The sequence below is a fragment of the Bacillus sp. RE35 genome (assembly GCF_052146655.1).
Classification (GTDB): Bacteria; Bacillota; Bacilli; order Bacillales; family Bacillaceae_G; genus Bacillus_A; species Bacillus_A cereus.
Genome location: NZ_CP197377.1, coordinates 4,431,333 through 4,453,624 on the forward strand (window position 1 = coordinate 4,431,333; position 22,292 = coordinate 4,453,624).

Consider the following 22,292-nt stretch of genomic DNA (forward strand, 5'->3'; position numbering starts at 1 on the left):
ACTCCGATTAAGCATACAAACTTAAACGAAGTCTGGCAAATTTTATTATTGTTTATTTTTACATAGATTGTGCATCAGTTTCGTCTACCTTAGTATGTACATCTAGCTCTCTATGCATATTTTCTTGCATAAACGTTAACTCAAATACTTCTTTTAACTTACGGACAGGAATAATTTCAATTCCCTTGATCGTATACAAAAATGGTTGCATATTTTCAGCAGGAATAATGACTTTCTTAGCTCCCGCTTTTTTCGCAGCTTTTATTTTTGCGTACACGCCACCAATAGGTTTTACTTCTCCGTGTATACTTATTTCCCCTGTCATCGCTACTTCATTATTTACATACGTGCGGTGCACCGCAGAATATACACCTGTTGCCATAGCGATTCCTGCAGAAGGGCCATCAATCGGGATACCACCTGGAAAATTAATATGTATATCATATCCTTCTGGCAACACATCTAAAGAACGAAGTACTGTTAATACATTATCAACAGAGCCTTTCGCCATACTTTTACGACGAATCGATTTCGTTTGACTACCAATACTTTCTTCTTCCACAATTCCGGTAACATTTACCGATCCTTTATCTTTCGCCTTGATTGCTGTTACTTCAATTTCTAATAACGCACCTGTATTTGGTCCGTATACAGCAAGACCATTTACAAGACCAATCCTTGGAATCGGATAAATGCGCTTTTCATATTTCGGTGTAAGCTGACTTGAGTGAACAACCCACTCTATATCTTCATCCTTAATGAAAGAACGTTCTTCATTTATCGCCATACCAGCAGAGATTTGCACGAGATTAATCGCTTCTCGTCCATTCCTTGCATACATCCCGATCATTTCAATACCATTTTCACCTATTTGCATTTCCACTTTTTCCGCGGCATTTTTCGCTACTTTTTGAATTTCTTCCGTATCTAATTCACGGAAAAATACTTCTAAGCAACGTGACCGAATAGCAGGAGGAATTTCCTCTGGCGAACGTGTCGTTGCTCCAACTAAGCGAAAATCTGCCGGTAAGCCTTTTTGGAAAATATCATGTATATATGTTGGGATCATCGTATTTTCTTCACTATAGTACGCACTTTCTAAAAATACTTTTCGATCTTCTAACACCTTTAACATTTTGTTCATTTGAATCGGATGGAGCTCGCCAATCTCATCAATAAACAAAATACCACCATGTGCATCTGTTACAGCACCTTTTTTCGGTTGCGGAATACCTGCTTGCCCCATCGCCCCAGCACCTTGATAAATCGGATCATGCACCGAACCTATTAAAGGGTCTGCGATACCACGTTCATCAAACCGAGCTGTTGTCGCATCAAGTTCAATAAATGTTGCATTCGTACGAAATGGAGATTTAGGATTTCGTTTCGCTTCTTCTAATACAAGACGTGCTGCCGCTGTTTTCCCAACACCTGGCGGGCCATATATGATTACATGTTGCGGATTCGGACCACAAAGAGCCGCTTTTAACGACTTAATTCCGTCCTCTTGCCCTACAATATCTAAAAAGGTTGTAGGACGCACCTTTTCTGCTAGCGGCTCTGTTAAAGAAATCTCACGCATTTTACGAAGCTGTTCTAATTCTTTTTTCGATTCTCGATCAATTGAAACTTTTTGTGTTCGTTGATTTCGAAGTAAATGCCAGAAATACAATCCGACAATTACACCAAAAACAAGTTGAACAACTAAAAATATATTTGTCCAGCTCATTATTTATTTCCTCCCGCAATATTTTATCTCTTAGTATTTCCGCGGAGGAACGTAGCTAAACATAAAGAAAAACAGCAATTATAAAAATTGCTGTTTCCCTTTCGCATTATGCAGATGTTTTTGTATCAAGTACAGTACCGTCTTGTAACACCAATTTTGGCGGCTCATTATCAGCTACTGTTTCTTTTGTAAGAATACACTTCTCGATATCTTTACGAGATGGAAGTTCGAACATTACATCAAGCATTAAGCCTTCAATAATAGAACGAAGTCCACGAGCACCCGTTTTACGTTCAATTGCTTTTTTCGCAATTTCGATTAGTGCACCTTCTTCAAACTCTAACTCAACATCGTCAAGCTCCAATAATTTTTGGAATTGCTTAACAAGTGCATTTTTCGGTTTCGTTAAAATATCAACAAGAGCATCTTCATCAAGTGGCTCTAGGTTCGCAATAACTGGAAGACGACCGATAAACTCTGGAATTAAACCAAATCTTAAAAGATCCTCTGGTAATACGTGAGATAAAACATGCTTCTCATTCACATCAGCATTTTTCTTCTCAGAACCAAATCCAATTACTTTTTCACCAAGGCGACGTTTAATAATCGGCTCAATGCCATCAAACGCTCCACCACAAATGAATAAGATGTTCGTTGTATCAATTTGAATAAACTCTTGGTGCGGATGCTTACGACCACCTTGAGGTGGAACGCTTGCTACAGTACCTTCTAAAATTTTCAGAAGTGCCTGCTGCACACCTTCACCAGATACATCACGTGTAATTGATGGATTTTCGGACTTACGTGCCACTTTATCAATCTCATCAATATAAATGATTCCTTTTTCCGCTTTCTCTACATCATAATCAGCTGCTTGAATTAATTTTAGTAAGATATTTTCTACATCTTCCCCAACATATCCAGCTTCTGTTAAAGATGTTGCGTCCGCGATTGCAAATGGAACATTTAAAATACGCGCTAAAGTTTGTGCCAGTAATGTTTTACCACTACCTGTTGGCCCGATAAGTGCGATATTACTCTTCGCTAATTCTACATCATCAATTTTGCTGTTAGAATTAATGCGTTTGTAATGGTTATATACCGCTACCGCTAGTGCTTTTTTCGCGCTATCTTGCCCGATGACATACTCATCTAAGATTTCACGAATTTCTACCGGTTTCGGTACATCTTTGAATTCTACTTCTTCGTCCTTCGCAAGCTCCTCTTGTACAATTTCAGTACAAAGTTCGATACACTCGTCACAAATGTAAACACCTGGACCTGCCACTAACTTTCGAACTTGCGTTTGTGTTTTACCACAGAAAGAACATTTTAATTGCCCTTTTTCATCATTAAATTTAAACATATTTTCACACCCCTTACAAAGTGCTAACCTCTTGCCTTCGTATGTACACGATAAATGTATCGTATGTAAATACATATTATGTCACTACGTGGCGAGAAATACAAATAATATGACTAGTTATGTACAAATAAAAAATTTTTAAAACTTTTGAAATATGTATATTCGACTTGTAAAGGAACTTTTCCTTCTCCATCGAAAAGTTTTATAAATATATTTCTATATTTATAAAACAAGGCACGATTTTAATCGTGCCTTGTTATTTTATTATGCAGCGTTTTCTACTAAGAAGTCTACAGCTTTACGCACTTTAAGATCTTCAGCTAAAGCGTCTACGCTTCCAAGAGCTTGCTTGATAGCGTCTACTGGCATACCGTACATTTCAGCCATTTTTTCAACTTCTGCAGTTACTTCTTCTTCAGTAACTTCGATGTTTTCAGCTTCAATGATAGCTTCAAGAACAAGATTGATTCTTACACGTTTTTGTGCATCTTCTTTCATTTGCTCTTTTAATTTGTCAGCATCAGTACCTGTGAATTGGTAGTAAAGCTCAAGGTTCATACCTTGTTGGCTTAAACGTTGCTCGAATTCACGAACCATACGATCTAACTCAGTGTTGATCATAGCTTCTGGAATTTCGATTTCAGCGTTAGCAGCAGCTAATTCTACTACTTCGTCACGTACTTTGTGCTCAGCTTCGTGCTTTTTGCCTTCTTCTAAGTTTGTGCGAAGTTTTGCTTTTAATTCATCAAGAGTTGCAACCGCTTCGTCTGCTTCTTTAGCGAACTCGTCGTTTAACTCAGGAAGTTCTTTTGTTTTGATTTCGTGAATTGTTACTTTGAATGTTGCTGGTTTGCCAGCTAATTCAGCAGCATGGTACTCTTCTGGGAATGATACTTCAACGTCTTTAGACTCACCAGATTTAAGACCGATTACTTGCTCTTCGAAACCTGGGATGAATGTACCAGAACCGATTGCTAGAGAGTAGTTTTCGCCTTTTCCGCCTTCAAATGCTTCGCCATCAACGAAACCTTCGAAGTCGATTACAGCTGTATCACCGTTTTCAACAGTTCCTTCTTCTTTAACAACTAGTTCAGCTTGACGTTCTTGTAAAGATTTTAATTCGTTCTCTACATCTTCGTCAGTTACAGTTGTTTCAACTTTTTCTACTGCTAAACCTTTGTACTCACCTAATTTAACTTCAGGTTTCACTGTAACTTTTGCAGTGAAGATAAGGTTAGCATTTTTTTCGAACTTCTCGATGTCGATTTCAGGATGATCAACTGGGAAGATACCAGCTTCTTCAATCGCTTCACCGTATGCTTTTGGTAAAATGATATCTAAAGCATCTTGGTATAAAGATTCAATACCAAAGCGTTGTTCGAATAATGGACGAGGCATTTTTCCTTTACGGAAACCTGGTACGTTAATTGTTTTTACTACTTTTTTGAACGCAGCGTCGATAGAGTTGTTTACTTCTTTAGCATCAACTTCGATTGTTAAAACGCCAACGTTACCTTCTAATTTTTCCCATTTTGTAGACATTTATTCTTTCCCTCCAACTATAATAATGTATGCACATACCTCTATAGATTAAGATCTTCATTATCTCTTTTTTGAAATAACAAATACACAAATAATCCTCTAGCAAAAGCTTTCAGATATAATGTTCCAATCTACTAATTGCCCAGAAGACAACTACGGTATATTTTGTTCGAGAATAATATGAAACATATTAAGTAAGAGAATTACACTTCTCTTCTCTTACAAACAGGCAGTTTTCTGCCTTTTGCAACCCTTACATTATAACATAGAATATGCTCGTTTCAAGAACTGAACGATTCTTTTTCATAATTATACGGGCAAATATCCTTCTCTTTCAACACGTAATAACCATTGATAGGCAATATGAAACTCTTCCAATTCGATATTGTATGCTGCCATAAGCTCTTCTTCATCAATAGCCAATCCGAAACGCTTTCTTCCAATTCTCTCTAAAACAGCTGACCAAATCTCTTCTTTATCCATTAATAGAGCAAATGGGAAAACACTAATTTGCAATTCTTTCCAATATGTAACCATTGCTTCAAATATATCGGGATAATTTTGCTCTAATCGACTTGATAATTTATGTATAATGTTATTGGATTGCTCCTCATTATGACCTGTAAATGCTGGAATTACCTTAATCGTATTCCCAAACTTTTCTACCTCTATTTCCTCTTCTACCTGACTTTCTATCATTTTATACAAAATAGAAGTTTTCAAATAGGGGTGTTGCTCTTCTTCTATTAAAAATTTCTTTAAAACAGGTAATGCAAGATCTAAGTCTTTTAACGAAAGTCGCTGAATCGCTCTTAGCTTCTGTCCAAAGTTTTCTCCAAAAATTTCATTAGTAAACTCATCCAACTCAAAATTTGAATCCACTAGCGATGCGTCTCCCTCATTGAGCATACCTTCTGCAAATAAAGCAAGTTGCGCTAATTTTTCCTTTTGATCAGGCATTATATCTTTCGTTTGTAAAACCTTTTCAACAGTTTCAATAACACCTTCATAATCATTTGTTTGAACTAAAATAGTCACGTACGTTTCAAGAATATCACCAAATAAGACAACTCCTGTTTTAAGCAACTGTTCACATTTGTCTTTCGCTTCTTCCATACGTTTTAATTCGAGTAAACAAATAACTGAAGCTAATTCCGTTTGTTCCGTTTCCGCATTATACTGACGTAATATTTCAAAGCAGCGCAATGCATCTTCGAACTTCCGCTCTTTCAGCGCTAAAAAACCTTCATCAATATAGCGCTCTGATAGTTGTGGAAACAATACGACCGTATTTTCTTTTTTATCCATACGTCCGCCTCTTTTTCTTGATTTTAATTATGTTCAAAGTAAATATATCAAATGCGTAATGAGAACACAACATCCCAAAACTATTTGTTTGAAATATAAAAATATTTAATTTTTACATTCCAATACGAATAAATCTCTACTAAAAATTAAAATTGTACAAATAAAAATCCCCAGCAACAAGCGCAGAGGATTCATCATTAATGGAAAGCTTTTATAATTGTGGGGTATATTACAAGGGTAATAATTTGGAGAACAATAATTGCCATAACAATCATGCTAAAATAGAAGATTGGTTTACTTCGCTTCATTAAAAACATAATAATAAGCATCGTACAAGCAAACAAACTTAAGAAGAACAAACTTGTTGTCGAACTAAGTATACCACTTGGGACAAAGAACAATAACACTACACTACAAGTACCTATAATTCCAAATAACCATTCCATTCATTCACTCATTCCCTTTCCCTCTCATGGCTGTTTTCTCTAAGCAATCAAATGTTTCACAACATCAACTACATACGTTAATTTCTCATATGCTACAAATCCAAAAGCAACCGTTAAGCCCGTTACAACTAATCCTTTCATCATTTCTGCCTCCTCGTTTTATCGTTGTTATCTTCATTATAAAAGATTAGCAATTTGTTACCATCGAACTACCTTACAGTTACCTTACAGAATTGTAAGATTTCAAAAGAGGATAGAAAAACACCTCACATAGCTTGAGGTGCTTTCACGGAATTTCTCTATAATCACTTGCAAAATTAACTTTTTTCTCTTGGTTATTTTTCGGAGAATCCAATCTTAAACTAATAGATTTACTAAATAATTTAGGATCAAAATAATTATTCATTACTTTTCTTAACTTACCTTCAGATATTTTCGTATTACAAGAAAACAAAGGATGAAAATGATGTTAATATATTTTTATACAATTAAGAATTTAATTTACAAGGGGGATTATATATGTTTAAAAAAATGGCCGCAGATGTATTAGGACTAAGCGATGTAGGTTCTGTTATTACACCTAAAGACTATGATAAGGTCGATGCCGATGATTATGTAATGCATGAAGATGGAGAGAAAATTTACTTTCTAATTAAATCGAAATCAGATGAATATTGCTTCACAAACAAAGGGTTAATTCACTTAGACGGTACAAGCGCAACAAGTAAAAAACGTACACTACGCCGCTTTCGTTATAGTAAATATCAAATTAAAAACGTAGCACTCGAAACTGCAGGAACGATTGATTTAGATGTAGAAATTAAGTTTCAAATGGGCGATGAACATTACTCAATTGATGTTCATAAAAAACATATTGAAGAATTAAAAGATTTATATAAGGCTTTACTTAAAATCGAAGAAATTTCATACGACAACGATATTACATTACAATATGCACATAAAAGTTTAGATATGGCATCTAATGCCTTTAGCCGCATTTCAAACGCACAAGTAAATTTAGCAGAGCAATTTAAAGAAATGAACGAGATTGCCTTTAACTGGCTTGTTGATACGAAGAAACAATATAATGTGAAAGATTATGGTTTTGTATTTGAGAAGTTTATTAACAACTAATTTAAAATACACAAAAAACCTTGTTATCAAGAGATAACAAGGTTTTCTTAGCGTCCCAGGAGAGATTCGAGCTCCCGCTCCGCCCATTTCCGTACTATTTTATATATTTTGATCGCAGTCTTAATATATCTTCTCCTTCGCGAATGCCTGCCGATCCCTTCCTCACATTTTTTACGACAGTCCAATTCGGGTTAGTTTCATCACCGATGTTCTGTACTGTAAAATTGCCATCACCATATTTTCGGTGGCCTTCTGCCAATTTCTCCGTTAAATCATTCTCATTTGATCTCGCCATCTTTGCGCCATCTCCCTTTTTTATACGACCTTCTTAAACCATCTAACCAATCACAGGTCCAGTCAATTGGAGATTCTCATTTTCCGCTTCTATTAATTGTAACACACTGCCGGGGATAAGTTCCGATAACTGCTGCTCAACCGTACTAGAATGGTAAAGAATTTTATAATATTGCAAGTAAACAATTAAGAGAATCTGGATATGGATTTGAGTTCCATCATAAACCTATTAATTCTTTAAATTAAATAAGATGAATAGGGCGCATAAATGGCGCTCTTTTTATTTAAGAAAAAAAGTACATATGCAACTGCTTAATATCAAAGGAAAGGTCGCAAATATTAAGCATGAACTACACTTATAACCCAAACATCAAATTTTAGACAAACAAAAAACCTTGTTATCTTTTGATAACAAGGTTTTTTTAGCGTCCCAGGAGAGATTCGAACTCCCGACCGTACGCTTAGAAGGCGTATGCTCTATCCGGCTGAGCTACTGGGACATGGAGCGGGTGAAGAGAATCGAACTCTCGACCAGAGCTTGGAAGGCTCTTGTTTTACCACTAAACTACACCCGCATATGTTATTTTCTTTTCTTCGTTAGCGCCGTTTCCCTATCGACAATATTTATTATATGTATAACCACACATAAAGTCAACACCTTTTTTAAAAGAGGATAAATTTTCTTATCCTCTTTTAAAAACTGCCTGTTCAACTAGTTGTCCGTCTAACGTTTCAAAACGAACTTCCATTTGATTTTCATCCATTTCTAATAAAGCAAATGTCTTTTCTACACGCTGACGTGGTAATAAAATACTGCCTGGATTAATAAATAAAACGCCCTCGATTAATTCCGCACCTAATACGTGAGAATGTCCGAAGCATGCAACTTGCGCTCCCACTTCTTCAGCATGGTACGCTAGCGTTTGTAATGTCATTTTTACATTATGTCGATGCCCATGTACAACTAAGAAGCGAATTCCATCTACATCAGTTACAATTTCATCTTGAAAGTTAGCATAATCACAATTTCCTTTTACAACATGGAAACCTTGCAGCTCTTCATGAGCAGGCGTTAGCTCTGAATCACCGCAATGAATCATGATATCTACTTTCCCTTCATACTTCTCTTTTAACTGCTGTAATTCCTTCACAGAGCTATGACTATCGCTTACGATTAAAGCTTTCATCAATCTCTCTCCCTTATTCTCCTAAAAACCATTCAGGGATTTTTTCTTCTAGCTTACGAAGAGCACGTCCGCGGTGACTAATAGCATTTTTTTCATCTGAACTTAATTCCGCCATTGCTTTTTTGTATTCTTCCACATAAAAGATCGGATCGTATCCAAAGCCATTTTCTCCGCGGCGTTGTTCTAAAATAAATCCTTCACATGTCCCGTTTACAATGACAGGCTTTTTATCACCTTCAGGGAAAGCTACTGCTAATGCACAGTAGAAGCGAGCTTTACGCTTATCAAACGGTATTTCATTTAATTCTTGTAAAACTTTATCAATATTCGCTTGATCATCTTTTGGCTCTCCAGCAAAACGAGCTGAATACACGCCTGGTTTCCCGTTTAACGCATCTACAATAAGACCTGAATCATCCGCAATTACAATTGCATTCAACTGTCTACTCAAACTATCCGCTTTTAAGATCGCATTTTCTTCAAATGTTTCACCAGTTTCTTCGACTTCTTCAATATGAGGAAAATCGTGTAATGATTTCACTTCTAAATCAAATCGCTCAAATAACTCAGCAAATTCACGTACTTTCCCCATATTTTTTGTCGCTACAACAACTTGTTTCATACTTTCCACCTCTACTCTATATGAGATACGATGTCACCTAACGCTTCTTTTTGCATATCAATCAGTTGGAAAATGCCTTGTTCTGCTGCATCAAGTAATTCATTTAACTGCGCTCTACTAAACGTCGCTTCTTCTCCAGTTCCTTGCACTTCAACAAACTGACCTTTTCCAGTCATAATTACATTCATATCAACGTCTGCTTTAGAATCTTCTGCATAGTTTAAATCTAAAACAACACCTTGCTCTTCAACAATCCCTACTGACGTTGCTGCTAAATAATCTTTTACTGGAATTTTAGATACTTTTTCTGCTTGTAATAACTTCTCAAACGCTAATACCATCGCTACGTATGCACCTGTAATAGAAGCTGTTCTCGTTCCACCATCTGCTTGGATGACATCACAGTCAATCCAAACTGTTCTCTCGCCAAGCGCTTCTAAATCAACTACAGCACGTAATGCTCGTCCAATTAAGCGCTGGATTTCCATTGTACGCCCTGTTACTTTCCCTTTGCTTGACTCCCTAATCGTACGTTGTTCTGTTGCACGCGGAATCATCGCGTATTCAGCTGTTACCCATCCTTTTCCTTCTCCACGCATAAACGGTGGTACACGCTCTTCAATTGTTGCTGAGCAAATCACCTTTGTATCCCCAACTTCAATTAATACAGATCCCTCTGGATGTTTTAAATAATTCGTATGAATATGTATATGGCGTAATTCTGTTTTCTCTCTACCATCTACTCGCATAAAAATAACCTCCTCTTAATTACTACTCGTTAGTATAGCCAAATTTAAATGTATGATATGTATACAATAAAAGAAGGAGAACCCAAAAAGCAATTCTCCTTTCTTACTTAAGTATATCAAATTATTCAAGATTAAAAACTACCTGTATTCACGTTTTCTGGACGATCTACAGGTTTTATTAACTTTCCGCCCTTTTCATCTATAAGATTTGCTTTTCCATTCACTTCAATAGAAATATTTTTCACACCTTTCTTTTCTGTTAAAGATAAAACTAACGACTTCAATACGTAATTTGAGATCATATTTTTATCTGGGTTTACAAATATATTTTCATTAAAGTTTAATGTAAGATTTCCGTCTTGTAATTTCGGATTCGTAATAAGCTTAACGCCTGGATTAAAATCATTCAGGAGCGATTGATGGATCGGACCTTTTACAAGTTCATCTATAATTGCTGCATAGTCATTTTCTTTACCTTCCGCAACGCGGCGTGTGACTGGTACGTAGTATTGCTGTTTATTATTATTTTGCGCCATAAAATACAGTGTGACTGGTTTTGTATTTGTTACATCTGCTACTTGTTCATCATCGAAGTTAATACCATTTGCACGGCTCACTCCTTCACCAAGCGGTGTACCACCAACCGGCATCTTTGCCAATTTCTCACCATTTATTTGGAACTGCACTTGTTTTATCTCTGTAAATTGCGTCAACGTCCAAGCTATAGATTCAACGATTTGACGCTCTTCTTCTTTCGCATAGTTTTTCATTTCTTTAGAGAAATCAATAACTGCCGTTCCGTCCTTTTTCAAATCTAAAGTCATCGTTGTATTCGCCGGAATGACTGCACGAAACCCATTCGGTAATAAATTCGTTACCGGTCCATCTTTCACAAGGTATTCTAACGTTTGCTTCACAGTCTCATTTGCTTTCGGAGTAGGTATAGCTAACGTTTGTGGTACAACATAACCATTTTTATCAACAAGGTATAGTTCTCTGTTTACCATTTGCCCTTGCTTATCTTTTTTAGCTACTTCTTTCTTCCCACCCTCTGTATACGTAACTTGTTTTGGCGGATCAATTTGTTCAGTTGCTTTCTCTTGATTTATAAAGCCACACCCTGTTAGTAAAACAGCGCTCACAGTAGCACCAACAACCCATTTAAAAGTGGATTTAGGCATGCCATTCCCCCCTAAAATCTAAGTTTGTACTATTATGTATACGAGCTGTTTCACGTTTTAGAACAAGCTGCGCCTCTTATAAATTGAAACTTTAATCAATAGGGGTCTTACTCCCCAGCAAATAGCAAGATAAAACAAAAACTCCTGATTTCTCAGGAGCTCACTTATATAAATTCTACTATTATTCTTTTTCTAAATGAATATGCTTCACATTTTCAATCGGTTGACCGAACCATTTTGATGCAATTTCTTTAAACAAGCCTATTTTTCCTGTTGTTAAGAAGAGATGATCGCTTTGTTCTTCTCCTTCATTCAACATTTTACTATGATATAAGATTGTACTTACTTCACGTGCTGTTTCATCACCAGAACTAATTAGTTGCACTTTATCTCCCATTACTTTTTTAATAACAGGTCCTAAAATCGGATAATGTGTACACCCTAATATAAGTGTATCAATATCGGTACTTTTCAGTGGTTGCAACGTTTCTCTTACAACTTCATACGCCATTTCACTTTCGAAATTCCCACTCTCTACAAGTTCAACGAAAGGTGGACAAGCTAAACTTTCTACCATAACACGGTTATTAATAGACTTTAACGCCTCTTCGTATGCACCACTTTTCACCGTTCCAATCGTTCCAATAATCCCAACGTGATACGTGTTTGTCACTTTTAAAGCTGTACGTGATCCTGGGTGAATAACTCCTACTACTGGAATTGGTAATTGTTTTTGCATCTCTTCTAATACAACTGCAGTTGCTGTATTACACGCAATAACTAACATTTTAATATTTAAGTCTAGTAAATGCTCTGTCATTTCCCACGTAAATTGACGTACTTCTTCTCGAGAACGTGGACCATAAGGACAACGTGCTGTATCTCCTAAATATATGATACGCTCTTTCGGCAACTGACGAATTAATTCCTTCGCTACTGTTAAACCGCCAACTCCTGAATCGATAACACCGATTGCTCTATTCAACTTCATCACCCGTTTTCTCATTCATCATCTTTTATGTTTATCATTATATTTTACACACTTTAAGTTCGCTCACTTCAAATGCTTCTGTATGAAAATTTTCATTTTCCCATGTATAGACTAGGACCTTTTTTATTTTGCTCCTTTTTTTCGTAATTTGCAAGATAGAAAAATAACCGACCTTCTATAAGAAAGTCGGTTTCTTCTATATAAAGTGCATATTCATTGCTCCATCTTTTTTTGAAAAGAAGACATTCCCATTAATAAGAAGAAATGAGCAGCAATTAAAATGACGATCAAAATAAAATTCAATCGATAACTATTTGTAGATTCCATAATTTTGCTCGCTACAGCTGGTCCAAATGCCATACCGAAAAAGTTAATTAAATTATATAAACCAAGACCGACTCCAACTTTAGCTGGATTTAATGTTTTCGGGATAAATGTGTTTAATGATACTTGAATTGCCGAATAACTCATAAATGTTAAAATAACCGCAAATAAAATAAAGAGTAAGTTCCCGTCCGGAATAATCCCTAAAATTAAAAAGCCAATGATCATAACTACAGAAGCTACATACATCATCTTCACATTCCCAAACGAAGGAATAATCTTTCCGGTAATAAAACTAGATACAATACCAAAGAGAGATGCAATAAACAATACAATTCCAATAACGAATGGAGACAATCCATGTCCTCTTCCTAACAGTAATGGTAATAATAATAAACTAGCACATAACGCCACATTAATGATAAATCCGACCGCTATTAAACGAAGTAATGGTTTATTTGTAAATAACTCAATATCAATAAACGGCGACTCCGTTCTCTTCATATGAGCCTTAAATAAAAATAGAAAAACAACAGATAACACAAAAAGCCAACTATTAATATTAACTCCTAATAAAATGGTCGTAATCAATACAAATAATAAAATTGCTCCAATGAAATCAAAGCGAAACACTTCATCTGTATGTCGCGCCTCTTCTGGCATAAATTTTACGAGTAAGAAAATACCAATCATTGAAATAACCATAAATAAAAATAAATACGGCCACCCTAACGTATTTGTAATTGCCCCACCTACTAAAGGTCCAATACCAACCGCTAATGCAATAGAAGAACTAATCATTGCTAACGCACCTGGTTTTTTAGCTGGAGCAACTAATTTCGCCACCGCAATCATACTAAGCGCAATAAACGCTGCTCCGCCGCTCGCCTGCACTAACCTTGCGAAAATGATAATTTCATAAGATTGATTCATAAATCCAACAATAGAACCAGCTACAAATATGATAATAGAAATAATTAATAGTCTTTTTACACTGTAACGATCAGCCAGCTTTCCATATATTATCGAACCAATACCGACAACTAAGGAATACCCTACTACAATCCAACTTACTTTCGATTGACTAATTGATAAATCATTGGCAATATCCTCTAGCGCTACATTAAATAACACAGCGTTCATCGGTCCTAACAAAACAATAAAACATAATGTAAAAACAAACCATTTCGAATGGTTTCTTATATCTTTCCCCATGTGTAACACTCTCCTGATTGCAATTTTAAAACTATCAAACTATAGATAAAAAAATGAACTTATTTAAATGTTGTATCACCACTAAACAACTTCATTAAATGTGTAAAAGTTGCTAATTTATCGCGCGATAAAGTGAAACTTTAATCAGTGAGGTTTGTGTTCATCTCCCACTGATTATTAGCCCTCACCAATCGGGCTTTTACGGGCAGCCCAACCCCCACCTAACTTCTTTGCTTCCGCTGAATTTTGAGATGGAGGTCTTACTGCCCGTTAATGCGGGGTAAATTGAATTCGAAACGAAACACGTATGTTGTTCGATATTCATGGAACTATCATAGTTTCAGCATTACAGTTTGTCAACGAAAAATATACAAAGTAAACTAATTAAGCCTTTTTAGTTTAATTTGTTCGAAAGTTATTATACACTAATTTCGAAGCCGATATAAGGAGGACTGGCATGATTATTCAAATTTACATTTTTTAACTTAATAAAATGAAACGCATACAGAACTTTTATATAGAAGAGACATTATAGGAGGATTATGATGAAGAGAAAAATGTTAGTTGTATTAACAAGCGTAGAAAAATACCCAAATTTAAATAGGGCTACCGGACTTTGGCTTGGTGAAGCTGTACATTTCGTAAAAAAAGTAGAAGAAGCGGGTTACGAAGTTGATTACGTCAGTCCACAAGGCGGTTATACACCAATTGATCCACATAGTTTAGCAATGGCGGAGAGTATCGATTGGGAATGGTATCAAAAGAAAGAGTTTATGAATCGCCTCGGTTCTACAATGAAACCAAGTGAAGTGAATCCAGAAGACTACGCTGTTATTTATTACGCAGGTGGCCACGGGGTTATTTGGGACTTCCCAGAAAATAAAGAACTTCAAAATATTAGCCGCAATATTTATGAAAACGGCGGAATTGTTTCTTCGGTTTGTCATGGAGCTGCTGGTTTATTTCATATTACATTAAGCAATGGGGATCGTTTAATTAGCGGTAAGAAGGTAACAGGCTTTTCAAATGAAGAAGAAAAATTAGCTGAATTAGATCAATTCGTTCCATTTTTAACAGAAGATAAACTCATTAAAAATGGAGGACTTTACGAAAAAGCCGCGCAACCGTGGGAAGCTTATGCTCTAGAAGATAATCGTGTTATCACTGGTCAAAACCCAGCTTCAGGTGGTCTAGTAGCCGAATTAGTATTAAAACAGTTGCAAAAATAATATGTACTAAAAAAGCAGATTCTCCTCTATTAAGGGAGATCTGCTTTTTTACGAAATCATTTGCAAAATAGCAATAACTTCTTTTTCAATTTCAGAATCATCAATTGCTTCTATATACTCTGGTTTAAAAAGTTGATACTTCTTTAATTGATAAAAATCAAGTATCGCTTTCTTTAACGTAATATCGTACTGAATACAAAAAGAATGATCTATAATACGTCTTAACATCACATCATCTTGTACCATAAATAATTGTGCATTCATTTTATTAAAATAACCTTGTTCCATACCCGCTTCAAAAAACATTTGCAAATTATGGTTACGATTTTGTTGGGCAGCGACTAATTGATCCGACAAATGTGGATATGCTTCTTTCAAATCTTGCAAAAAAACATCCGAAATATATGTCACACATTTTAAAGAATGGATAAACGTCTTTTGGAAACGTTCTGTAAATGACATACTTTCATCTTGATTATCCGCATCACCTTCGAGTAGATAGTTCATGAAATCCTCTACTACCACCTCAATAATTTCATCTTTCGAAGAAAAACGTTTATATAAAGTAGCTTTACTAATATCCATATATTTCGCAATTTCATCTATTTTCAATTGGCTAAAACTTGTCTTTCTAATAATGGGCTTTATTTTATTAATATAAGTATTTGCACATGCGACTTTTCTCATTTAAAAGAGCCTCCCCTTTTGTCCATACAAAATAGTATAGCAAATTCACGAATGATTATAAATGAAGTTATTATACTCACTATGCCTTTTTAGTTTATTACATTTTCATATACTATACATAAAAAACTATAATCAATTATTACCAACTGGACGGTTACAAACCAATTTCGAGGCGGGAATTTTAGAATACAGTGAAACTTTAATCAGTGGGGGGGCGTTCATCCCCACTGATTATTAGCTCTCACCAATCGGGGGTCCTACTGCCCGGCAAATAGAGGGATAAAAATACCCACTACCTTTGTTAGTAGCGGGTACTTTTTCTATAATTTATTTACAGCCCTTTTTATAGCCTTACCTATTTCCACGCTAGACTGTGGATTTTGTCCTGTAATTAAATGACCATCTACTACTACATGCGGCGTAAAATTGGGGGCTACATAAAACAAAGCTCCTTCTTCTTTCAACTTACTTTCTAGCAAAAACGGAACGCGCTTTTCTAAATGTACAGCTCTTTCTTCATCGTTTGTATAACCTGTTATACGCTTACCCGCAACAAAAAACGAGCCATCCTTATTTTTCACACCGACTAAAGAGCTTACTCCGTGACAAACAGCCGCTACAATCCGGTTATTGTTATACATATTCTCAATCAAATTTGCTACATATGGATTACCTGGAAAATCTACAATCGCCCCGTGCCCACCACCAAATAAAACCGCATCATAATCCGAAAAATGAACATTTGAAATCGGCTTCGTATTTTGCAATAAAGAAGCTACATGCTTGAATTCGCGAGGTATACCATTCGGAATAGACACTCTATCTATAGGTACTCTCCCGCCTTTTATTGACACAATATCAACATCAAACTTAGCCTTTTTTAATACATGATAAGGAGCTGCGAGCTCTTCAAGCCACAAACCAGTCGGGTGTCCATTCATATCATGAGCACTTGTTGAAACTAACAGTATCCTTTTCAACATATCCCCTCCTTATTACCTATTTATGTATGAAACGTTTTTATCATTCATATAGCAAGTGAAGCAAACAAAAAAATAGCCGACTTTTATATAAAAGTCGGCTGCTTTCTTATAATTCGAGCTCTCCCATACGAAGAAGCTCCACAACTGCTTGTGAACGTCCTTTAACCCCTAGCTTTTGCATTGCGTTTGAGATGTGGTTGCGAACTGTCTTTTCACTTATAAAAAGTTCACCTGCAATTTCCTTCGTTGTTTTATCTTGAACCAGCAATTCAAATACTTCTCTCTCTCTCTTTGTGAGTAAAGGTTTAGATTGATACGCTTTTTCCTTCAACTGGTATAACCCTCCTTGCTTAAGCCAGAGCTGTGTATGTGTAAGTTGGGTGTTTATTTAGTCAAGATATTGTATGAACGAAATGTGCAGGTGGTGAATGAAAATGGGCTTTATTTCCTATGTTATTTTAGACTTTTATACAGTGCGTACACTCTTTTTATCCACTTACTTTCCAACGCGCCATATTTGTTCTAGCAATATACTTACAACCGTACCTACAAATAAGCCATTACCGAATATATATTGCATAACAGACGGCAAGGATTGGAGTGCTCCAGACGGTAAAAACATAACGCCGCTGCCAAATAATACTGCAACGCCTAAAATCGTTACATTCCTTTCACTCATCGGCACTTGTTTTATATTATTAAATCCAATTCCAATTAACTGTACGAACGAAGCCATTAAAACAGCCGATGCGACAGCTGATGGTAAAGATGCTAAGTAACGAATAATACTTGGAAAAAGAGACATTACGACTAGTAACGCACATGCCATTAAGAACGATCGGATATATTTTTGTTTTGTTAAACGTATAAATCCTGCCGTTGCTGGTAACGGAACGACACCTACAGTTGAAAATACAGAAGAGATGATATGCGAAATCCCCCCAACCCATGTTCCATCTTTCAACTGTTTTTGTTCAATAGTCGCTTTATGAATAGTTGCTTGATTAATTGCTATAATAGCTGCCACTGTATTCGAAACTAAAATACATACCATAACAAAACTTGATACAGCCATACCTGTATTCCATTTTGGAAGTCCCCAAGCAAATATATGTGGAAGTTGCACAAAATGAGTTACTTGAGATGGGATTGTCACTTTTCCTGCAATGAGAAAAATAATCCACCCACTAATTAATCCTATTAAAACTGCATAACTTTTGACAAAGCCTTTTCCAAAATTAGATAGTATAATAACGAACAGAAATATACTAAACGCGATCATTGCTGTAAATCCGTCGATTTGAGAAATAGTAGCTGTAATTCCTAACATTCCTTTTAAAAACACACCACTTAATTGTAAACATAATAAAAGTAAAAACGTCCCTGTCACAAGCGGCGTAAATAAAAATAAAATACGTCCTATAAAACCAGTTACTCCTAATCCTATTAAAATAATACCGGAGATTATCATTCCTAATTCTAAAATTTGCAGTGTACTATGTAATTGATCTTGTCCGGCCGTTGCATAAGCAAGTACGGTAAATACACCAACCCAAGATCCAGCCGGCCCATCCGCAATTGGTAGTCTATGCCCAAGCCATCCTTGTAAAAAAGAAGATATACCAACTACAAAAAACGTACGCTGCATTAAATAAAATATTTCTTCCGTCGTAAGATGAAATAATCCGCCAACGACAATTGGTAGTGCGATTGAATTTGCTAATAAAAATATAAACCATTGTAAAGTTCCCATAATATGATTTTGGTTATGTTGATTGTCCAATTTTTTCATCCCTTCTAGCTTTCCTATAAAAATATATTGTAAGAATAAAAAAGAAGAGTTCTATCCTCACCATTAGAACCCTCCTCAAAATATTTAAACGATTCTTCTACACAAGATTATTTAATTCCACCTCATTTAAACTTCCAACAACAATATTTCCTTTATACACGACTAAACGTTTTTCTGTTTGACGCGCTACTGCTTCAGCAGCGCATGTCGCATTCGTCAAAACAAAGCTCGCTTCATCCCCTACATTCGGCCATACTCGCTTCCCTTCCTTATTTAACGTTTCTTTTCCTCCTGTAATAAAGCGGAGTGCTTTTCCTAAAGACCTTTCGTCACTCCACCCAAAACGCTCTGCTAATCGATTCGCCTTTTGAAGCATATCACCTGTTCCAAACGGTGACCAATGATCTGTAATGCTATCATTGCCTAATGAAACCTTAACACCTTTTTTATCTAATAACGGAATTGGGATTACTTGTTTACCAATTGGCACTGTTGAAGTAATATCAATATTTACATTTGCGAGTCTTTCTGCCACTTCTTCAGCCTCTTTATCAGTAACACCACCAAGTCCAAGTGCATGACTAATCGTTACACGGCCTTGCCATCCTGCTTCTTCTGTTAAACTTGCCAATCTCTTCATCGTAAACGTTCCAAGATTATTCGCATCGTGCAAATGAATATCAACATCCGCATTAAATTCGACTGCGATATCCATAATTGTATGTAATGACTTTTCAATGTCATTATCCACTGTAGCTGGATCTACTCCTCCGACTAGATTGGCACCCATACGCATCGCATCTTTCACGAGTTGCACAGAATTACTGCGCAATAATCCATGTTGCGGAAACGCAACAATTCTACTAGATACTCGATTTTTATATGTTTCTAATGCCGCTAACGTCGCCTCCAAATTACCAAGCCCAATAATTGGATCAACATTACAATGCGTTCTAATATTCGTTGCACCATTTTGCAGTAGTAACTCTAGCATATTTTCCGCTCTATTTTGAGCAGTCGCTAATTGCTTTGGTAAAATTTTTTCTTCTTCATTAAAACGTGTAAAAATACTTTCTGCTGGCATACAAGCTTTCCATGGGCCACTATAATATGTTTTATCAATGTGAATGTGCATCTCTTTGAAAGCTGGCAACATTAATAAGTTCTTAGCATCAAAAGTTACTATATCTTCCTCTTGAACAATCCCTTTTATAATTTTTTTAATTCGACCATCTTCAATAAGTAAACTGCATAATTCTGTTTCTGTTTGTGAAATTCTCTCTTCTTCATATGTATATCCTGATTCAAGCATTACGTTAGTCAACCAATATACTGTCATCTCTATTTCCCCACCCTTTATTAAAAATCACCTCATAACTACAAGTTTAATATCCACTGAAAATTAAGACAATTAATACGATCGCTTCTCACAAAAAAATGTAATACAACCCCATAGTCTTCTCATAAATTTCCATATAGAATAAAAGTATGCAGTTTGATATAAAAAGGAGTTGATTGGAATATGTCAAAAAGGTTATGTAAATCCGAAACTGATAAAATGCTATTTGGTATATGTGGTGGTTTAGGAGAATATTTTGATATTAGCTCTACTCTTATTCGTATCATTTGGGTTATTGCTGTTTTATGTTTTGGGACAGGATTTTTAGTTTATTTCATTTGTTTATTACTTATGCCACGTTCGTACTAATGGCATCATTTCACATACTTAAGAAGAGCAAATCACCTATAGAATCCTATAGGTGATTTTTTCATGAAGAATATTTCATCGTTAAATGTAATACCGCCACTTCTTCTTCTTCATTTTTATAAATATGCTTCTTATTCGCTTCAAATTGAATGGAATCAAACTCATTTAATTCGTATACATCATTCTCCACTTGAATAGACACTTTCCCTTTCATTACCGTTACAAGCTCAATCGCACCTTCATGATGAGCTTCTGGCTCATATATACTATTTGATCGTAAACAAGCACGGTGCATTTCCATCCCTGTTTCTTTCGTATAACGGAACATCGTTTCTAAATGCCACGCTTGTCCTTCATCTACTGCAAATCCTTCTCCACAGCGCGCAACAGCTACAGGTTCTCCAGCAACCATTAATCTGGATAAAGGAATTGATAACCCTTTCGTTATTTTCCAAATGACAGCTAGTGTCGGATTTGTTTCCCCTCTTTCTATCTTTCCTAATGTTAATTTACTAACTCCTGTTTTATGGGCTAATTCTTCTAAACTTAATTTCTGTTCATTTCGAATTTGTCTCAATAACTGTCCAACTTGTTGAATGACTTCTTTCGTTTGCATATCTTCATTTTCTTTCATATATAAAACCACCTCAAAGTATAAAATAGTTTACTTTTAACAATTAAAAGTATATCATACTATACATAATTATTTATTTTCGAAAGGAGTGCTATACTTCATGCGCGCAATTTTATTAGGTCTTTTATCATCGGCCTTTTTTTCTGCAACCTTTATTATTAATAGAGCAATGAATGTATCTGGAACGAGCTGGGCTTGGACAGCTTCCTTCCGTTTTTTATTTGCTCTTCCTATTTTATTCCTTATCGTTTTATTTCGCAAAAACTTTAGGGGATTATGGGAAGAGTTAAAAAAACATCCATTGGCATGGATCGGATGGGGTTCTGTTGCCGGTATTGGTTTTTATTCTTTATTAAGTTTCTCAGCTGTCTTTTCTCCAGCTTGGCTCGTTGCTGGAACTTGGCAAGTTACGATTTTAGCTGGTTTACTACTATCACCACTATTTTTCGTGAAAATAGAAACAAAATCAGGTACGAAACTTGTACGCGGAAAAATTCCACTTCGTAGCTTATATGTTGCATTATTTATTTTACTTGGTGTAATTTGTATGCAAGCAACTGCCGCAGGCCATATTACAATGACTCAGTTCATTTCAGGTTTTTTACCTGTCGTATTAGCCGCTTTCTTATATCCGTTCGGTAACCGAAAAATGATGGAGCTTGTTGGTGGACGCCTTGATACGTTCCAACGTGTATTAGGAATGGCAATTGGAAGTCTTCCTATAACAATCTTGCTTGGTATATACGGATTTTCTACTACTGGCATTCCAACATCCAACCAAATGCTTCAAGGATTTTTGTTAGCATTATGTTCCGGCGTTATTGCAACGATGACATTTTTCTTTGCTACTGACTTAGCAAAAGATAACCTCGCTCTACTTGGAGCTGTTGAAGCAACACAAGCTGGAACGATGGTCTTTACCGTACTTGGAGAAATCATTTTCTTAAATGGTTCACTCCCTGGAGGACTTTCTCTCATCGGAATGATTATTATCATGTTAGGAATGGTTGCAAATAGTATTTTAAACCGTTCTGTTCCAGTCGTTAAACAGAAAAAATCGGCATAAAAAAAGGGTATGGTTCTATAGAGATGAACCATACTCTTTTTTATTGTCCCCCTATTTCGCCTTATCAGAATAGTATTTCATTGGCTGTTTATACTAAAACTTATG

General features: G+C 35.8%; 22 protein-coding genes, 2 tRNA genes and 1 pseudogene. 5 read left to right on the top strand and 20 right to left on the bottom strand.

What is annotated here, in order from left to right:
- Positions 1-58 precede the first annotated feature (58 nt).
- From lonB to ACTL4X_RS22640, 5 genes are all read right to left on the bottom strand, one after another.
- Positions 59-1,729: an ATP-dependent protease LonB gene (lonB, locus tag ACTL4X_RS22620; RefSeq protein WP_000119176.1), complete on the bottom strand. Its 1,671-nt coding sequence runs from the start codon at positions 1,727-1,729 to the stop codon at positions 59-61.
- 106 nt (positions 1,730-1,835) lie between these two features.
- On the bottom strand, positions 1,836-3,095 hold the full coding sequence (gene clpX, locus ACTL4X_RS22625; RefSeq protein WP_000472289.1) for an ATP-dependent protease ATP-binding subunit ClpX: 1,260 nt from the start codon (positions 3,093-3,095) through the stop codon (positions 1,836-1,838).
- Positions 3,096-3,359: 264 nt separating this feature from the next.
- Complete coding sequence (gene tig, locus ACTL4X_RS22630; protein ID WP_000105215.1) at positions 3,360-4,637, bottom strand: trigger factor; 1,278 nt, start codon at positions 4,635-4,637, stop codon at positions 3,360-3,362.
- 309 nt (positions 4,638-4,946) lie between these two features.
- Positions 4,947-5,945: a hypothetical protein gene (locus ACTL4X_RS22635; RefSeq protein WP_000358277.1), complete on the bottom strand. Its 999-nt coding sequence runs from the start codon at positions 5,943-5,945 to the stop codon at positions 4,947-4,949.
- Positions 5,946-6,142: 197 nt separating this feature from the next.
- Positions 6,143-6,391, bottom strand: a complete 249-nt coding sequence (locus tag ACTL4X_RS22640; RefSeq protein WP_001983650.1) for a hypothetical protein — start codon at positions 6,389-6,391, stop codon at positions 6,143-6,145.
- A 519-nt stretch (positions 6,392-6,910) separates the two neighbouring features.
- Between ACTL4X_RS22640 and ACTL4X_RS22645 the strand changes: the two genes are divergently transcribed.
- Entirely contained in the window at positions 6,911-7,525 is a 615-nt protein-coding gene (locus ACTL4X_RS22645; RefSeq protein WP_000473863.1) for a PH domain-containing protein, read from the top strand.
- A 94-nt stretch (positions 7,526-7,619) separates the two neighbouring features.
- Here the strand turns inward: ACTL4X_RS22645 and ACTL4X_RS22650 are convergent, their stop codons facing one another.
- Positions 7,620-7,820 carry a hypothetical protein gene (locus tag ACTL4X_RS22650; RefSeq protein ID WP_000124460.1) on the bottom strand — a complete coding sequence of 67 codons (201 nt, stop codon included), beginning with the start codon at positions 7,818-7,820 and terminating at the stop codon, positions 7,620-7,622.
- 152 nt (positions 7,821-7,972) lie between these two features.
- On the opposite strand from ACTL4X_RS22650, the pseudogene ACTL4X_RS22655 reads away from it, so the two are divergent.
- A pseudogene (locus tag ACTL4X_RS22655) lies at positions 7,973-8,065 on the top strand (DUF6572 domain-containing protein); the annotation flags it as partial.
- 180 nt (positions 8,066-8,245) lie between these two features.
- Here ACTL4X_RS22655 and ACTL4X_RS22660 read toward each other — a convergent pair.
- The 8 genes from ACTL4X_RS22660 to ACTL4X_RS22695 all read right to left on the bottom strand — a co-directional run bounded on the left by ACTL4X_RS22660 (position 8,246) and on the right by ACTL4X_RS22695 (position 14,088).
- Positions 8,246-8,319, bottom strand: a tRNA-Arg gene (locus tag ACTL4X_RS22660).
- Position 8,320: 1 nt separating this feature from the next.
- Positions 8,321-8,394, bottom strand: a tRNA-Gly gene (locus tag ACTL4X_RS22665).
- Between the two features lie 108 nt (positions 8,395-8,502).
- Positions 8,503-9,006, bottom strand: coding sequence for a metallophosphoesterase (locus ACTL4X_RS22670; RefSeq protein ID WP_000645488.1), 504 nt, complete (start codon positions 9,004-9,006; stop codon positions 8,503-8,505).
- A gap of 13 nt (positions 9,007-9,019) precedes the next feature.
- The gene (locus ACTL4X_RS22675) at positions 9,020-9,628 is read right to left on the bottom strand and encodes an XTP/dITP diphosphatase (RefSeq protein WP_000815939.1); all 609 of its coding nucleotides are present in this window, start codon (positions 9,626-9,628) and stop codon (positions 9,020-9,022) included.
- Positions 9,629-9,639: 11 nt separating this feature from the next.
- The gene (gene rph, locus ACTL4X_RS22680; RefSeq protein ID WP_001261765.1) at positions 9,640-10,377 is read right to left on the bottom strand and encodes a ribonuclease PH; all 738 of its coding nucleotides are present in this window, start codon (positions 10,375-10,377) and stop codon (positions 9,640-9,642) included.
- Between the two features lie 131 nt (positions 10,378-10,508).
- On the bottom strand, positions 10,509-11,558 hold the full coding sequence (gerM, locus tag ACTL4X_RS22685; protein ID WP_001126746.1) for a spore germination protein GerM: 1,050 nt from the start codon (positions 11,556-11,558) through the stop codon (positions 10,509-10,511).
- A gap of 181 nt (positions 11,559-11,739) precedes the next feature.
- Positions 11,740-12,549, bottom strand: a complete 810-nt coding sequence (gene racE / locus ACTL4X_RS22690) for a glutamate racemase (RefSeq protein ID WP_000774005.1) — start codon at positions 12,547-12,549, stop codon at positions 11,740-11,742.
- Between the two features lie 213 nt (positions 12,550-12,762).
- Positions 12,763-14,088 (bottom strand): MFS transporter, encoded by a 1,326-nt coding sequence (locus tag ACTL4X_RS22695; RefSeq protein ID WP_000513852.1) that lies wholly within the window; start codon positions 14,086-14,088, stop codon positions 12,763-12,765.
- Positions 14,089-14,633: 545 nt separating this feature from the next.
- On the opposite strand from ACTL4X_RS22695, the gene ACTL4X_RS22700 reads away from it, so the two are divergent.
- A complete protein-coding gene (locus tag ACTL4X_RS22700) occupies positions 14,634-15,317 on the top strand; it encodes a type 1 glutamine amidotransferase domain-containing protein (protein WP_000823849.1) in 684 nt (227 codons plus the stop codon).
- Positions 15,318-15,365: 48 nt separating this feature from the next.
- Here the strand turns inward: ACTL4X_RS22700 and ACTL4X_RS22705 are convergent, their stop codons facing one another.
- The 5 genes from ACTL4X_RS22705 to ACTL4X_RS22725 all read right to left on the bottom strand — a co-directional run bounded on the left by ACTL4X_RS22705 (position 15,366) and on the right by ACTL4X_RS22725 (position 20,118).
- A complete protein-coding gene (locus ACTL4X_RS22705) occupies positions 15,366-16,004 on the bottom strand; it encodes a TetR/AcrR family transcriptional regulator (RefSeq protein ID WP_001233008.1) in 639 nt (212 codons plus the stop codon).
- Between the two features lie 320 nt (positions 16,005-16,324).
- Positions 16,325-16,987 (bottom strand): type 1 glutamine amidotransferase domain-containing protein, encoded by a 663-nt coding sequence (locus ACTL4X_RS22710; RefSeq protein ID WP_000919607.1) that lies wholly within the window; start codon positions 16,985-16,987, stop codon positions 16,325-16,327.
- A gap of 106 nt (positions 16,988-17,093) precedes the next feature.
- A complete protein-coding gene (gerE, locus tag ACTL4X_RS22715) occupies positions 17,094-17,318 on the bottom strand; it encodes a spore germination transcription factor GerE (RefSeq protein ID WP_000659484.1) in 225 nt (74 codons plus the stop codon).
- A gap of 165 nt (positions 17,319-17,483) precedes the next feature.
- Positions 17,484-18,779: a purine/pyrimidine permease gene (locus ACTL4X_RS22720; protein WP_000732140.1), complete on the bottom strand. Its 1,296-nt coding sequence runs from the start codon at positions 18,777-18,779 to the stop codon at positions 17,484-17,486.
- 97 nt (positions 18,780-18,876) lie between these two features.
- Positions 18,877-20,118: an amidohydrolase family protein gene (locus ACTL4X_RS22725; protein WP_000219567.1), complete on the bottom strand. Its 1,242-nt coding sequence runs from the start codon at positions 20,116-20,118 to the stop codon at positions 18,877-18,879.
- Positions 20,119-20,301: 183 nt separating this feature from the next.
- On the opposite strand from ACTL4X_RS22725, the gene ACTL4X_RS22730 reads away from it, so the two are divergent.
- Positions 20,302-20,487 carry a PspC domain-containing protein gene (locus ACTL4X_RS22730; protein WP_000044334.1) on the top strand — a complete coding sequence of 62 codons (186 nt, stop codon included), beginning with the start codon at positions 20,302-20,304 and terminating at the stop codon, positions 20,485-20,487.
- Positions 20,488-20,548: 61 nt separating this feature from the next.
- Here the strand turns inward: ACTL4X_RS22730 and ACTL4X_RS22735 are convergent, their stop codons facing one another.
- Positions 20,549-21,121: a helix-turn-helix domain-containing protein gene (locus ACTL4X_RS22735; RefSeq protein ID WP_000661920.1), complete on the bottom strand. Its 573-nt coding sequence runs from the start codon at positions 21,119-21,121 to the stop codon at positions 20,549-20,551.
- Positions 21,122-21,221: 100 nt separating this feature from the next.
- On the opposite strand from ACTL4X_RS22735, the gene ACTL4X_RS22740 reads away from it, so the two are divergent.
- Positions 21,222-22,187 carry a DMT family transporter gene (locus tag ACTL4X_RS22740; protein ID WP_001201636.1) on the top strand — a complete coding sequence of 322 codons (966 nt, stop codon included), beginning with the start codon at positions 21,222-21,224 and terminating at the stop codon, positions 22,185-22,187.
- Positions 22,188-22,292 lie beyond the last annotated feature (105 nt).